Here is a 14571-nt window from a genome sequence, read left to right as displayed (position 1 = left end):
CTTCAGCTCGCCCGGCGCAGTTCGGGACGCGCGTCGCCGCCGATCCGGAAGCGGCCGACCAGCGAGACCAGCTGGGCCGTCTCGCCCTTCAGGGAATAGGTGGCGGCGGTGGCCTGCTCGACCATGGCCGCGTTCTGCTGCACCACCTGGTCCATGTGATTGACGGCGGTGTTGACCTCGGCCAGGCCCGAGGCCTGCTCCTGGCTGGACGAGGAGATCTGGCGGACCAGATCGTCGATGACGGCGACGCGGCCGACGATCCGGGCCAGGGCCTCCCCCGTCTGGCCGACCAGGGTCACGCCGGCGTCGACCTGCTGCGACGAGGTCGAGATCAGCGTCTTGATCTCCTTGGCCGCCTCGGCTGAACGCTGGGCCAGGGCCCGGACTTCCTGGGCCACGACCGCGAAGCCGCGGCCGGCGTCGCCGGCCCGGGCCGCCTCTACGCCGGCGTTCAGGGCCAGCAGGTTGGTCTGGAAGGCGATCTCGTCGATCACCCCGATGATCTGGGTGATCTGGCGCGAGGAGTCCTCGATGGCGTCCATGGCCGCGACGGCCTGGTCGACGACCTGGCCCGAGCGCTCGGCGTCGGTGCGGGCCGAGGCGACCTCGGTGGTGGCGCGGCCGGCGCCGTCGGCGGTCTGGCGAACGGTGGCGGCGATCTCGTCCAGGGCGGCGGCGGTCTCCTCCAGGCTGGCCGCCTGCTGCTCGGTCCGGCGCGACAGGTCGTTGGAGGCCTGGGCGATCTCCTCGGTGCCCGAGCCGATCTGCGAGGCGACGTCGGAGATCGTGCGGATCGCGTGCTCCAGCCCCGCGGCGGCGGCGTTGAAGTCGTTCTTCAGGGCGGCGTAGTCGCTGGCCACCTGGACGGCGATGCGGGCCGACAGGTCGCCGCCGGCCAGGCTGGCCAGGCCCTTGGCCATCACGTCGACGACGGCCTTCTGCTCGCGGCCGGCGGCTTCGAACGCGGCCTCCATGTCGCGCAGCTTGCGGTCCAGCTCCTGCTGGAACCCGGCCGCCTCCGCCTCGAGACGGGCGCGTTCGATGCCGGACTGGCGGAACACCTCGACGCTCTTGGCCATCTCGCCGATCTCGTCGGCGCGCCCCGCGCCCGAGACGGTGATGTCCGTCTGGCCGGCCGCCAGCCGACGCATGTCGCCGGCCAGGTTCAGCACCGGCCGCACGATGGCGGCGCGCGACATCGCGATCAGAATGCCGGCGAAGACGACGCCCGCCAGCACCGCGACGCTCATCAGGATTTCGGAGAACAGGGCCACGCTCTTGGCGCGGGCCGCGGCGGTGGTCGAAGCGGCCTCGATCTTGTCGGACGCCGCGCTCATCGCGTCTTCCAGCGTCGTGAACTGCTTCATGAAGCCGGGCATGGCGGCCACGGCCTGGACGTGGTCGGTCGCGCCCAGTTCGATCATCTGGCTGGCGGACTTGATGTAGGTGTCCAGCGGCGCCTTGAGCTCGGCCAGGGCGCCCCGGCTAGCGGGGTCGGTGGCCAGGGCGTCGTTGGCGGTGATCGCCTCGCGGAAATTGGCGACGTGAGCGGTCAGGTCCTTGCGGACGTCCTGGATGGCGACTCCCGAACCAGCGTCGCCGGCCAGCTGGCTGGACAGGACGTCGGCGCGCAGGGCGTCGTGCATCATGTCGGCTTCCAGATGGTTGCGCAGGACACTGGCCGAGACCTGGGCGTCCCTGAGGGCGTCGTCGAGGCGGGTCGTCGACCACAGGCCCGCGCCGGCGCTGGCCGTGCACAGCAGCATGACGGCCGCGCCCGCGCCCATCACCTTGTGGTTGATCGTCCGAAGCATTCCCGAGCCCTTGTGTCGTCTGGATTCGCACACTGTCCGGTATTGAGGTTAACGACGTCTTTGTCCTGCGTGCTCGAGTGGTGAGAGCGTCGAGATGAGGCAAAAGGCCGCGCCCCAAGGACTTTAAGAAGTGCTTCAAGGGCGGCCGGTACTTGTCCCTGTATTGACGGGGCGGGACCCATGATTGGTTTTAAATCTATCTGTTCATGCGCGGCGTTCGCAATTGGCGTAGCCGCCGGATCGGCTGCCTCGGCGCGAGAGCAGGGCGCCTGGACCCACGAAATCACCTATACGGCCGACGTCGCAGGGACGGTGCGCGGTGGGACGGCCCATGCCGGCCGCGCCCTGGACAATCTCGACGTCATCGTCGACGGCGACCTGGAGACGCTGGTCGGCTGGCGTGGGGCCACGGTGCACGGTTACCTGCTCAACAACAGCGGCGGCATGCCCAACGACCTGGCCGGCACGCTGCAGGGCGTCGACAACATCGAGGTCGGACGGCCTCGGGCCCGGCTCTATGAACTGTGGCTGCAGACGCGTTTCGCCGGCCAGCGCGGCTCGGCCCTCGCTGGGCTCTACGACCTCAACAGCGAATTCTACGCCACCGAAGCCTCGGGCCTGCTGCTGGCTCCGCCGTTCGGCATAGGCTCGGAGTTCGCCTCCACCGGCCCGAACGGCCCGTCGATCTTTCCGTCCACGGCCCTGGCGGTCCGTGTGAAGATCGAGGGCGGGAAAGGGCGCTACGCCCAGGCTGCAGTGCTCAACGCCCATGCCGGTACGCTGGGGGATCCGGAGGGGCCGTCGACGGCGTTCGACAACGGGGCCCTGGTGATCGCCGAGGCCGGGGTGGGCGACCGCTGGCGGCTGGCGGCGGGCGGCTGGTTCTACACCGAGCGCCAGCCGGACCTGCGGACCCTGGACGCCAGCGGCGAGCCTGCCCTCAGCAAGGCCCGCGGCGGCTACCTGCTGGCCGAGTATCCGTTCGTGGACGGCGGCGAGACGGGGCGGTCGGTGCGCGGCTTCGCCCGGCTGGGGTTTTCTGACGGCGACACCACGCCGTTCAGCTCGGGCTGGCAGGCGGGCGTGCTGGTGGAGCGGGTCTTCGCCTCGCGTCCCGACAGCGCGTTCTCGATCGGGGCGGAGCAGGGGCGGCTGTCGTCCAAGCAGCGCGCCAACACCCTCGACGCGGGCTTGGCGCCCGCCCGGGCCGAATCCAGCGTCGAGGTCACCTATTCGGACAAGCTGGCGCCACGCGTCGCCCTGCAGCCCGACCTGCAGGTGATCCGCCGCGCCGGCGGCGACGAGGACGCTCGGACGGTGGTGGTGATGGCGCTGCGGATGACCATCGACCTGTTCTAGAACGGCCGCCAACCTAGCTTCAGCATGGCGAGATGCGACGGGCGCCACCGGTCCCAAGACTCGGGCCGGTGTTCGCCCTTGTGATGTATCGCGCAAATCTCGATCAGGACAACGTTGTCATTGGAAGAATTTGCCGAATTTTCGCTTTAGACTGCGAACCGAAAACCGTCGGTGGACGGCTTCTTTGACAAGGTGCTACTGAACGCCCGGATATTGCAGTGCGGGATGGGCGTTAAGCTTCGTTGTCCCAGGCCAGGACGGTTCCACCAGAGAACCGCAGGCTTTTCACTATCGCAGGGTGAACAAGAAATGCCGGTTGATACGCTGACCAAGACGCAGTGGGTCTATTCGTTCGGGGGAGGCGGCGCCGACGGCGACGCCAAGATGAAGAACCTGCTGGGCGGCAAGGGCGCCAATCTCGCCGAGATGTCGTCCCTGGGCCTGCCGGTGCCGCCGGGCTTCACCGTGACCACCGAAGCCTGCGTCCACTACTACGCCAACGGCAAGCAGTACCCCGCCGAGCTGGGGCAGCAGGTGGCGGACGGCCTGGCCGTCGTGGAGAAACTCACGGGCAAGAGCTTCGGCGACGTGAAGAACCCGCTGCTGGTCTCGGTGCGCTCGGGCGCCCGGGCCTCGATGCCGGGCATGATGGACACCGTCCTGAACCTGGGCCTCAACGACGAGACCGTCGAGGGCCTGGCCCAACTGTCGGGCGATCGCCGCTTCGCCTATGACAGCTACCGCCGCTTCATCCAGATGTACTCGAACGTCGTGCTCGACCTGGAGCACCACATGTTCGAGGAGATCCTCGACGACCACAAGGACCGGCTGGACGTCACCGTCGACACGGCCCTGACCGCCGACGACTGGGCCGCGGTGATCAAGGACTACAAGGCCGCCGTGCGCGAAGCGCTGGGCAAGCCCTTCCCGCAGGACGCCCAGGAGCAGCTGTGGGGCGCGATCGGCGCGGTGTTCGCCAGCTGGATGAACGACCGGGCCAAGTTCTATCGCCGCATGCACGACATTCCAGAGGCCTGGGGCACCGCCGTCAACATCCAGTCGATGGTGTTCGGCAACATGGGCGAGACCTCGGCCACGGGCGTAGCCTTCACCCGCAACCCGTCGACCGGCGACGGGCGGCTGTACGGCGAGTTCCTGATCAACGCCCAGGGCGAGGACGTGGTGGCGGGCATCCGCACGCCGCAGTCCCTGACCAAGGCCTCCCGCGAGGAGATGGGCGACACCGCGCCCTCGATGGAAGAGGCGATGCCCGAGGTGTTCCAGCAGTTCAAGACCGTGGTCGAGACGCTGGAGCGCCATTACCGCGACATGCAGGACATCGAGTTCACGGTCGAGCAGGGCAAGCTCTACATGCTGCAGACCCGCAGCGGTAAGCGCACGGCCAAGGCCGCCCTGAAGATCGCCGTCGACATGGCCGCCGAGGGGGTGATCTCGCGCGACGAGGCCATCGGCCGGGTCGAGCCGGCCTCGCTGGACCAACTGCTGCACCCGACCATCGACCCGACCGCCCATCGCGAGCTGATCGCCAAGGGCCTGCCGGCCTCGCCCGGCGCGGCCACCGGCAAGATCGTCTTCGACAGCGACGCCGCCGAAAAGGCGGCCGCGGCCGGCGAGGCCGTGATCCTGGTGCGTGAGGAGACCTCGCCCGAGGACATCCACGGCATGCACGCCGCGCGCGGCATCATCACCGCCCGCGGCGGCATGACCAGCCACGCCGCGGTGGTGGCGCGCGGCATGGGCCGCGCCTGCGTCAGCGGCGCCGGCGACGTGGCCATCTTCCCCAAGGAAGGCCTGTTTCGGGTGCGCGGTCGCGAGTTCAAGGCCGGCGAGACCATCACCATCGACGGCTCGACCGGCGAGATCCTGGCCGGTTCGCCCAAGATGATCGAGCCCGAGCTGACCGGCGACTTCGCCACCCTGATGGAGTGGGCCGACGCGGCGCGCCGCATGAAGGTCCGGGCCAACGCCGAGACCCCGCTGGACGCCAAGACCGCCCGCCAGTTCGGCGCCGAGGGCATCGGCCTGTGCCGCACCGAGCACATGTTCTTCGACGACACCCGGATCGCCGCCGTGCGCGAGATGATCCTGGCCGACGATGAGGCCGGCCGCCGGGCCGCCCTGGCCAAGATCGCGCCGTTCCAGAAGGCCGACTTCGTCGAGCTGTTCACGATCATGGAAGGCCTGCCGGTCACCATCCGCCTGCTCGACCCGCCGCTGCACGAGTTCCTGCCGCATACGGAGGAAGACGTGGCGGCCGTCGCCGAGGCCACGGGCCTGGACGCCGAAAAGCTGATGCGCCGGGCCAAGGAGCTGCACGAGACCAACCCGATGCTGGGCCACCGCGGCTGCCGCCTGGGCGTGTCCTATCCCGAGATCTACGAGATGCAGGTGCGGGCGATCATCGAGGCCGCCTGCGACATCGCCAAGTCGGGCAAGGCCGCGCCGGTGCCGGAGATCATGCACCCGCTGGTCACCAAGGGCGAGGAGATGAAGTATCTGCGCGACCTGACCGACCGCACCGCCAAGGCGGTGCTGGAAGAGCAGGGCGTGGATCTTCAGTACACGGTCGGCACCATGGTCGAGCTGCCGCGCGCCGCCCTGCGGGCCGGCGACCTGGCCGCCAACGCCGCGTTCTTCAGCTTCGGCACCAACGACCTGACCCAGACGACCTTCGGCATCAGCCGCGACGACGCCGGCAAGTTCCTGGGCGCCTATATCGACAAGGGCATCTTCGACAAGGACCCGTTCGTGTCGCTGGACCAGGAGGGCGTCGGCGACCTGATCCGCATCGCCGCCGAGCGCGGCCGTGCGGCCCGTCCGGACGTCAAGCTGGGCATCTGCGGCGAGCATGGCGGCGACCCCGCCTCGATCACGTTCTGCGAAAGCGTCGGCCTGGACTACGTGTCCTGCTCGCCCTACCGCGTGCCGATCGCGCGGCTGGCCGCGGCCCAGGCGGCGCTGGCCAACAAGGGCTGATCCTCCCAAAGGGGCTCGTTCGCGAGCCCCTTTTTCGGTCCGCCAACCTCTCTTTTCCACTCATCCCGACGGAAGCCGGGACCCAAGCGGCCTTGGCCGTTTGAGCGCCGCACGCTACTCCAGACTCGGCTTGGGTCCCACGTTCGCCGGGATGAGCGGAGGATAGAATGAAGCGGATCATGATCGTGAGCACGCTGCTGGCCGCGACGCCGGCTTTCGCTCAGACCGCCGGCCCCGCCCTTGACCTGCCGTTGTCCATCGACCTGGCCCGCGCCGCCGTCGACGCCTGCGCGGCCAGGGGCGCGGCGGTCAGCGCCAGCGTGGTCGACGACAAGGGCAATCCGCTGGTCGTGCTGCGCGCCCCCGCCAGTCCCAAGCCCCCGGTCGCCGCCCCGCGCAAGGCCGCCACCGCCGTCCAGTTCGACGCGCCGGGCAGCGCGATGGAGCCCCGCGAGAAGGACGACCCGGCCTTCGCCGCCCTGATCAAGGCCGAGCCGGACCGGCTGAACCCGCACGGCGGCTCGCTGCCCCTGCACAGGGGCGGCCGGCTGGTGGGCGGCCTGGCCGTGGCCGACACCTCGCATGAGACGGCCGACGCCTGCGCCCGCGAGGCCCTGGCCAGGTTCGCCGGCCAGGTGAACTGAGCCTTGGGCCTGGTGAAGGACATGTGGCGCGTCGGCCTGGTCCGCGCGCCGATGGCGGACCTGCTGAAGCCCGGCGCCCTGGCCGAGCATCCGGTGTCCTGGATCCCCGATCCCGGCCCTCTGTGCTTCCTGGCCGACCCGATGGGCGTCTGGCGCGACGACCGGCTCCATGTCTTCGCCGAGATCTACGACTATCGCGACCGGCTGGGCGCCATCGAGGTGCTGACCTTCGACACCGACCTGAACCTGCTGGGCCGCCAGCCCGCGCTCAAGGAGCCCTGGCACCTGTCGTACCCCTTCATCCTCGAGGCGGACGGCGAGACCTACATGCTGCCCGAGGCGCACAAGTCGGGGCGGCTGACCCTGTATCGCGCCGTGGACTTCCCGACGAGGTGGGAGCCGGTCCAGGCGATCGAGCTTGACCAGGTGGCCATCGACGCCACCCCGGTGCTCCACGACGGCCTGTGGTGGCTGTTCTACACCCCGGCCACGACCCGCGCCGAGAAGGTCAGCGCCCTGCACGTGGCCTGGGCCGAAACGATCACCGGCCCCTGGACGCCGCACGCCGGCAATCCCGTGCGCTTCGATCCCTCCAGCTCACGGCCGGGCGGCACGCCGGTCGTGGTCGACGGAGCGATCGTGCTGCCGATGCAGGACTGCCGCCAGACCTATGGCGGCGCCATCCGCCCGCTGCGGGTCACCACCCTGACGCCGGACCGCTTCGAGGCGGAGGCCGACGAACCGATCCTGCCGCCATCCAGTTTCGGCCGCCTGACCGACGGGTTTCACACCCTGTCGGCCGCCGGCCCGGTCACGCTGATCGACGCCAAGCGCTTCGAAGTCTCGCCGCGCTCGCTGGCGCTGGACGTCCGGCGAGAATGGAAAAAGCGCGTCCCGGGAGGGGCGCGAACCGCTTGATCGCGGCCGGACTGGCTCGCTTGGCGACCACGGCGTCGAACACCTGCAGATAGGCCTCGGCGATCGGCCCGATTCGATAGCCGGCCACCGATCGGGCCAGGACCGCCGGATCGGGGGTCGGGGCGTTCAGCACCTGGCGCAGGCCTTCGGCCAGGCCGTCGACATCGCCGATCGCGGCGACGCGGCCGGCGTCGCTGTGGCCCAGCAGCTCTCGGGCGGCTGGGGTGCAGTCAGTGCTCACCACCGGACGGCCCGCGCCCAGGGCCTCGACGATCACCGCCGCATAGCCCTCGTACCAGGAGGTCAGCAGGAAGGCGCGGGCCGCCTCCAGCCACGGCCGGATGTCGGGGACATAGCCGGGCAGGCTGACCCGCTCGGCCACCCCCAGCTCGATGGCGAGGGTCTCCAACTCGGTCCGCCGTTCGCCTTCCCCGACGATCGCCAGCCGGGCGTCGGGATCGTCGAGCCTGGCGAAGGCCCGCAGGGCGACATCGAAACCCTTTTCCGCCACCAGCCGTCCGGCCGCCAGGATGAGCTTGCCTTCGGGCGGTGGGGTGAAGGCGTGGTCGTCGTCGAGGGCGGGCAGGGCGATGCGCTGAGTGATGCGCCGCCCCAGCACGTGGTTGGCGTCCTCGGTCATGCTGTCCGACAGCGAGATGGCCTGGTCAACGCCGGCAAACTGTCGGCGGGTTCGCAGATTGTAGGGGATCTGGGCCAGGGCGCCGCGCCCATGGCGATAGAGGGGCGTGCCGATCTGGGCGACCACGCCCGGCCGCTGGTCGGCCGGCAGGGCGTCGATGGCGGGCAGGATCGGCCAGTGATAGTTGCCGGGCGCGAACAGGATGTCGGGCCGGCTCCGGGCGACATAGGCGGCCGCGGCCCGCCCGAGGGCCTTGCGCGAGCCGGGGCCACGCGGAAGGGGCGGATCAGCCTCGACCAGCTGGACCTCGGCGTCGATCAACTGGGCCAGCGGGCCCTCGCGAGATCCGCAGAACAGGGTGACCTTGCGGCCCAGCGCCGCCCAGCGGTTGGCCAGCCGCACCGCGATCCGTTCCGACCCGCCCAACGGCAGGTCATGCAGCACGATGACAATCGTGCGCGCTCCGTCGCCCATTCCTGCCGTTCCCCGACTCGACGTGATGGCGCGTCGGGCGCGGCGAACCGCGGGCCTGCAAGCTCCACTATGAAAGAGACGTCGCCGGGCGGGCGGAACCGGAAAGGATTCCTGCGGCGGCCGCCTACTTCGCCACGCCCTCGCCGGCCGCCGTCAGGCGGGAAGCCTGGCCTTTTCACTCCACAGGTCCAGGTCAGGCTCGCGGCCGATCAGGGCCAGGCCCGAGGCGATGGATTCGAACTCGCCGCCGCTCTCGATCTTCGCCGTCCCGAACCGGCGCAGGAAGATCTGGCGCACGGCCGGCACGAACGAACTGCCGCCGGTCAGGAAGACCCGGTCGACGCCGTCCGGACCCAGGCCCGAGCGCTCCAGCGCCTGGTCGACCGCCGTCTCGATGGCTTTCAGCTCCGGGGCGATCCAGCCCTCGAAGTCGGTGCGCCGGACGGTCTTCTCGATCAGCACCGAGCCGGCTTCGAAGCGGAAGACGGCTTCCTCCCGGCTCGACAACGCCTCCTTCAGCGACGAGACGGCGCGGTAGAGGGCGTAGCCGTGATTGTCGTCCAGCACCTCGATCAGTCGGGCGATCTTCTCGGGCTCCACGGCGGTGCGCTCCAGGGCCCGGATGTCGCGCATGTCCTTGGAGGCGCGCAGCAGGGCCAGCTGGTCCCAGCGGGCGAAGGCGGTGTAGTAGCGCTGGGGGATCGGCAGGCGGTTGTCGAACGCCTTGTAGAGGCTGCCCTTGCCCAGTTCGGGCGACACCAGCTGGTCGATGATCCGGTAGTCGAAGGCGTCGCCGGCCACGCCGACGCCTGACCGGGCCAGGGCGGTGGAGCGCAGCTTGCCGGCGTGCCGCTCGAACCGCACGATCGAGAAGTCGCTGGTGCCGCCGCCGAAGTCGGCGACCAGCACCGTCGCGTCCTGCCGCAGCTGGCGGGCGAAGAAGAACGCCGCCCCGACCGGCTCGTAGGCATAGCGGACGTCGGTGAAGCCCAGGCGCCGGAAGCCGGCCTCGTAGCGGGCCAGGGCCAGGGTCTCATCGGGATTGCCGCCGGCGAAGGTCACCGGCCGTCCGACGATCACCCGCGGCGGCAAGGTCTCCATGGCGGGCCCGCCGTGGGCCTTCAGCTTCAGCAGGAAGTCGGCCAGCAGGTCCTCGAACAGGTAGCGCTTGTTGAGGATCTTGGTCTCGGTGAAGGCGGCGCTGGCGGCGAAGGTCTTGAACGACTGGATGAAGCGGGTCTCCAGCGGGTCCTCGACATAGGCCTCGATCGCCCAGGGACCGGCCTCCGTCACCAGCTCGTTGGGCCGGCCGTTGGCCCCCATGACCGCGTGGAAGCTCAGGGCCGAGCGGAAGGCGAAGATCTCGCCGCCCGTCGTCGGGAACCTGACCAGCGTGGCCGGGCCGTCGCCATGGGTCATCGAGACCACGGTGTTGGTCGTGCCGAAATCGATTCCGATCGTCGTTTGCGGAACGGACGTCATGGGGGAGCCTGGGCGGGAGGAGGGCAGGGTTCCTAACGCCCCAGGCGCTGGCGTCAAGCGGAGTGGTCGCTTTGCGACGAAGAGCTCTTGGCGGCGCGCCTTCGATGGTCGAGCCTTGGCCATGCATCGCAGACGATTCCTGGCCGCCGCGGCCGCCGCCGCCGCCGTTCCCGCCTTCGCCCCGGTTGGGGCTCGCGCGCTCACGCCCGACGGGACGTTCATGGTCGACAGCCGCGTGCTGGGCGGCCAGCGCCGGGTCAATGTCGCCCTGCCGCCCGGCTATGCGCAGGGCAAGCGGCGGTTTCCGGTGCTCTACCTGCTCGACGGCGGCGTGGTGCAGGAGGACTTCCCCAAGATCACCGACTTCGTGTCCCAGATGGTGGCGGCCGGAACCCTAGCCCCGATGATCGTGGTCGGGATCGAGGGTGTTGACCGCAAGCATGACCTCACCCACCCGGCGACGTTCGCCAAGGATCGCGAGCTGCTGCCCACCTCCGGCGGTTCGGCGGCCTATCGCCGCTTTCTGGTCGACGAATTGCGGCCGTGGGTGAAGGCGCGCTACCGCACCAACGGCGCCAGCGGGTTGATCGGCGAATCCCTGGCCGGCCTGTTCGTGGTCGAGACGTTCCTGCGCGAGCCCCGGGCCTTCGACGCCTATCTGGCCGCCAGCCCCAGCCTGTGGTGGGACGACCAGAGCCTGTCGCGCCAGGCTTCGACCCTGTTGGGGCAGGGCGGGTTCAGGGGCCGTCGCCTCTACCTGTCGATCGGCGACGAGGGGACGACGATGCAGGCGGGCCTCGACCGGGTGGTCGCGGCGCTCAGGGCCGCCCCGCCCAAGGGCCTGGCCTGGCGCTACGAACCCATGCCGAACGAGCACCACAGCACCATCTACGACCCGTCCGCCAAGTCTGGGTTGCCCTGGCTGTTCCCGCCCCGTTAACGCGACTTTCACGCGCCCCGGCGAACCATCGTCCGCAAGTAAATCGAGCCGCGTCTCCCTGCGGAAGGCTCGACGGGGGAAGCGATGGGATTCGACGACCTGAAGATCTCGATCAAGGTGCTGCTGCCGGCCGTGACCCTGGCGGCGGCCGTCCTGGGCTGCACCGGCATGGGGGTCTGGCAGCAGAAGAGCTTGCAGGACGCCACTCGGGTCCTGGTCGAGAACCGCTCTCCGGCCGAGGTGCAGTCGGCCCGCTTCAGCCGCCGCCTCAGCATGATGGGCCATGCCGCCCACCGCGTGGTCACCTACGAAGGAACCTCCGACGCGGCGCGCTCGGCGTCCAAAGACCTCGACAAGGTCTATGGCGAGGGCAAGGACAGCCTGGACAAGATGGTCAAGGCCGACCCCTCCATCGCGCCGACCGCCGAGGGCTTCCGGCAGCGCATCGACGCCCTCTACGCCGATGGACGGGCGGCGGCCGACCTGGGCCTGGCCAATGACGACGCCGGCGCCATCGCCCGCCTGTCGGCCCTGGATCCGGCCATCGAGAGTCTGTCCAAGGACGCCAAGGCCTGGGGCGACGACTATCACGTCGAGACCGACGCCCTGGTCGCCCACGCCAACCGCAAGGCCAACCAGGGCGCCCTGACGACCATGCTGCTGGGCCTGGCCGCCGCGATCGGCGGCATGGGCTTTGCGCTGTGGATCGGCGCGAGCAAGATCTCGCGACCGGTGGCCGCGCTGTCCAAGACCATGACTACCCTGGCCCAGGGCGACCTCGACGTCACGGTGGCCGGGGCGGCCCGCAAGGACGAGGTCGGGCTGATGGCCCGGGCCGTCCAGGTGTTCAAGGACAACGCCGCGGCCCTGCGGGCCTCGCAGGCCGAGCAGCAGCGGATCACCGCCGCCGGCGAGGCCGAGCGCCTTCGCAACGAGGCGGCCAGCCAGGGCGCGGCCCGGGACCAGGCCTTCGTCATGGAGCGGATCGCGGCCGGCCTGGCCCGGCTGTCGCGCGGCGACCTGACCGTGCGCGTCGTCGAGCCGTTCCCCGAGGGCTATGGCCAGCTGCGCACCGACTTCAACGGGGCCATGGACCACCTGGACCAGGCGATGGGCCAGATCCTGACGGCGGTTGGCGGCATCGGCCGTAGCTCCGACGAGATCACCGCCGCCGCCGACAACACCGCCCGCCGCAGCGAGCAGCAGGCCGCCAGCCTAGAAGAGACCGCCGCCGCTCTCGACGAGATCACCGCCACCGTTCGCCGTGCGTCCCAGGGCGCCAACGACGCCGCCCGCGTGGTCGGCTCGACCCGCGAGGACGCCGAGCGTTCCGGCGAGGTGGTGCGCGGCGCCGTCGCGGCCATGACCGGTATCGAGCAGTCGTCCCAGCAGATCGGCCAGATCATCGGGGTGATCGACGAGATCGCCTTCCAGACCAACCTGCTGGCCCTGAACGCCGGCGTGGAGGCGGCCCGGGCCGGCGACGCGGGACGCGGCTTCGCGGTGGTGGCCCAGGAAGTCCGGGCCCTGGCCCAGCGTTCGGCCGAGGCGGCCAAGGAGATCAAGACCCTGATCTCCACCTCGGCCGGCCAGGTCGGCCAGGGCGTCAAGCTGGTCGGCCAGACCGGCGAGGCCCTGGAAGGCATCGTGTTCAAGGTGGGCGAGATCGACGCCCTGGTGAAGGAGCTGGCCGCCTCGGCCGGCGAGCAGGCCACCGGCCTCAACGAGGTCAACGCCGCCGTCAACCAGATGGACCAGGGCGTGCAGCAGAACGCCGCCATGATCGAGCAGGCCACCGCCGTCAGCCACGCCCTGAAGACCGAGATCGGAGGCCTGGTGCAGATGATGGGTCGTTTCCAGGTCACCAGCGGCCACGCCTCGGCGGGCGTCGCGCCGATGCGCCGGGCCGGCTAGGATGGCCCGCCGCCTCGCCCGGGCGCGATGGATCGCCGTGTCGATCTGGTGCGGGCTGGTCCTGCTGCTGATCGGCATCGGGGTGTTCGTGCTGAACGAGCCGATACCGGTCTGATATCGTCGCATTGACTTCCCGGCCGGCCTCCTGTCGATACGCCGCTCAAGAGAGAGGGCCAGGGCCTTGGAAGACTTCGACGTCGTGGTGCTGGGCGCCGGCGCGGCCGGCATGATGTGCGCCATCGAGGCGGGCAAGCGTGGCCGCAGGGTGCTGGTGGTCGACCACGCCAAGGCCCCCGGCGAGAAGATCCGCATCAGCGGCGGCGGGCGTTGCAACTTCACCAACGTCAACACGGCGCCGGCCAATTTCCTGTCGGCCAATCCGAAGTTCTGCGTCTCGGCCCTGCGGCGCTATCGGCCGAGCGACTTCATCGCCCTGGTCCAGCGCTACGGCATCGCCTTCCACGAGAAGACCCTGGGCCAGCTGTTCTGCGACGGCTCGGCCCGGCAGGTCATCGAGATGCTGCTGACCGAGATGGACCAGGCCGGCGTCACGCTGCGCCTGGAGACGCAGGTCAAGGGCGTGGCCAGGGACGGGGAGGGCTGGCGCGTCAGCTTTTCCAACGGTCCGGTCGCCTGCCGCTCGGTCGTGGTCGCCACCGGCGGCAAGTCGATTCCCAAGATGGGCGCGACCGGCCTCGGCTACGAGATCGCCCAGCAGTTCGGCCTGAACATCGTCGAGACCCGTCCCGCGCTCGTGCCCTTGACCTTCGAGGTCAAGACCCTGGAGCGCCTGGCGCCTTTGTCGGGCGTGGCCCTGGACGCGGTGGTCTCCAGCGGCAAGACCAGGTTCGCCGAGGCCATGCTGTTCACCCACCGCGGCCTGTCGGGCCCGGCGATCCTGCAGATCTCGTCCTACTGGCGCGAGGGCGGCGAGATCAGCGTGAACATGGCGCCGGGCGTCGACGTGTTCCAGGCCCTGCGCACCGCCCGCACGGCCACGCCCAAGCGGGCCCTGTCGACGGTGCTGGGCGAGATCCTGCCCAAGCGCCTGGCCCAGCTGATCGCCGAGGACGCCGGCGCCTACGGCAACATGGCCGACTGCTCGGACGTGCTGCTGCGCGGCGTGGCCGCGACGGTCAACGCCTGGACGTTCAAGCCGGTGGGCTCGGAAGGCTATCGGACGGCGGAAGTGACCCTGGGCGGCGTTGCCACCGACGGCCTGGATTCGCGGACCCTGGAGGCCAAGGCGGTCCCCGGCCTGTACTTCATCGGCGAGGTGGTCGACGTCACCGGCTGGCTGGGCGGCTATAATTTCCAGTGGGCCTGGGCGTCGGGCTGGTGCGCCGGGCAGGCGGTTTAGCGACCGTCGACTTGCTCCCACCTAACCGC

General features: G+C 70.1%; 10 protein-coding genes. 7 read left to right on the top strand and 3 right to left on the bottom strand.

Going from position 1 to position 14571, the window contains the following annotated elements; translation table 11 throughout:
* Positions 1-2 precede the first annotated feature (2 nt).
* On the bottom strand, positions 3-1814 hold the full coding sequence (locus tag G3M57_RS14760; protein WP_163231383.1) for a methyl-accepting chemotaxis protein: 1812 nt from the start codon (positions 1812-1814) through the stop codon (positions 3-5).
* Positions 1815-2126: 312 nt separating this feature from the next.
* Here G3M57_RS14760 and G3M57_RS14755 point away from each other — a divergent pair, with 312 nt between their 5' ends.
* The 4 genes from G3M57_RS14755 to G3M57_RS14740 all read left to right on the top strand — a co-directional run bounded on the left by G3M57_RS14755 (position 2127) and on the right by G3M57_RS14740 (position 7732).
* Entirely contained in the window at positions 2127-3173 is a 1047-nt protein-coding gene (locus G3M57_RS14755; RefSeq protein WP_230983802.1) for a carbohydrate porin, read from the top strand.
* Between the two features lie 309 nt (positions 3174-3482).
* The gene (ppdK, locus tag G3M57_RS14750; RefSeq protein ID WP_163231379.1) at positions 3483-6170 is read left to right on the top strand and encodes a pyruvate, phosphate dikinase; all 2688 of its coding nucleotides are present in this window, start codon (positions 3483-3485) and stop codon (positions 6168-6170) included.
* 179 nt (positions 6171-6349) lie between these two features.
* Positions 6350-6814, top strand: coding sequence for a GlcG/HbpS family heme-binding protein (locus G3M57_RS14745; RefSeq protein WP_163231377.1), 465 nt, complete (start codon positions 6350-6352; stop codon positions 6812-6814).
* A gap of 12 nt (positions 6815-6826) precedes the next feature.
* Complete coding sequence (locus G3M57_RS14740; RefSeq protein WP_425278113.1) at positions 6827-7732, top strand: glucosamine inositolphosphorylceramide transferase family protein; 906 nt, start codon at positions 6827-6829, stop codon at positions 7730-7732.
* Here G3M57_RS14740 and G3M57_RS14735 read toward each other — a convergent pair.
* Both G3M57_RS14735 and G3M57_RS14730 read right to left on the bottom strand, forming a co-directional pair.
* Positions 7626-8846: a glycosyltransferase gene (locus G3M57_RS14735; protein ID WP_163231371.1), complete on the bottom strand. Its 1221-nt coding sequence runs from the start codon at positions 8844-8846 to the stop codon at positions 7626-7628. The genes G3M57_RS14740 and G3M57_RS14735 overlap by 107 nt on opposite strands.
* Before the next feature lie 153 nt (positions 8847-8999).
* Positions 9000-10328 carry an Hsp70 family protein gene (locus G3M57_RS14730; RefSeq protein ID WP_163231369.1) on the bottom strand — a complete coding sequence of 443 codons (1329 nt, stop codon included), beginning with the start codon at positions 10326-10328 and terminating at the stop codon, positions 9000-9002.
* A 121-nt stretch (positions 10329-10449) separates the two neighbouring features.
* Between G3M57_RS14730 and G3M57_RS14725 the strand changes: the two genes are divergently transcribed.
* The 3 genes from G3M57_RS14725 (at position 10450) to G3M57_RS14715 (ending at position 14542) form a co-directional block, all read left to right on the top strand.
* Positions 10450-11268, top strand: a complete 819-nt coding sequence (locus G3M57_RS14725; RefSeq protein ID WP_056749966.1) for an alpha/beta hydrolase — start codon at positions 10450-10452, stop codon at positions 11266-11268.
* Positions 11269-11352: 84 nt separating this feature from the next.
* Positions 11353-13182, top strand: a complete 1830-nt coding sequence (locus tag G3M57_RS14720) for a methyl-accepting chemotaxis protein (protein WP_163231367.1) — start codon at positions 11353-11355, stop codon at positions 13180-13182.
* Between the two features lie 181 nt (positions 13183-13363).
* Positions 13364-14542, top strand: coding sequence for a BaiN/RdsA family NAD(P)/FAD-dependent oxidoreductase (locus G3M57_RS14715; RefSeq protein WP_163231365.1), 1179 nt, complete (start codon positions 13364-13366; stop codon positions 14540-14542).
* The last annotated feature ends 29 nt before the right edge of the window (positions 14543-14571 follow it).

It is taken from the genome of Caulobacter rhizosphaerae (assembly GCF_010977555.1).
Lineage (GTDB): Bacteria > Pseudomonadota > Alphaproteobacteria > Caulobacterales > Caulobacteraceae > Caulobacter > Caulobacter rhizosphaerae.
The sequence above is the reverse complement of the archived record's forward strand: the minus strand, read 5'-3'. Positions and strand labels throughout refer to the sequence as shown.

Excerpts from the sequence above, each read along its gene's own strand:
- G3M57_RS14735 (WP_163231371.1), bottom strand. The coding sequence starts at position 8,846 with ATGGGCGACGGAGCGCGCACGATTGTCATCGTGCTGCATGACCTGCCG.
- ppdK (WP_163231379.1), top strand. The coding sequence starts at position 3,483 with ATGCCGGTTGATACGCTGACCAAGACGCAGTGGGTCTATTCGTTCGGG.
- G3M57_RS14760 (WP_163231383.1), bottom strand. The coding sequence starts at position 1,814 with ATGCTTCGGACGATCAACCACAAGGTGATGGGCGCGGGCGCGGCCGTC.
- G3M57_RS14730 (WP_163231369.1), bottom strand. The coding sequence starts at position 10,328 with ATGACGTCCGTTCCGCAAACGACGATCGGAATCGATTTCGGCACGACC.
- G3M57_RS14745 (WP_163231377.1), top strand. The coding sequence starts at position 6,350 with ATGATCGTGAGCACGCTGCTGGCCGCGACGCCGGCTTTCGCTCAGACC.
- G3M57_RS14720 (WP_163231367.1), top strand. The coding sequence starts at position 11,353 with ATGGGATTCGACGACCTGAAGATCTCGATCAAGGTGCTGCTGCCGGCC.
- G3M57_RS14725 (WP_056749966.1), top strand. The coding sequence starts at position 10,450 with ATGCATCGCAGACGATTCCTGGCCGCCGCGGCCGCCGCCGCCGCCGTT.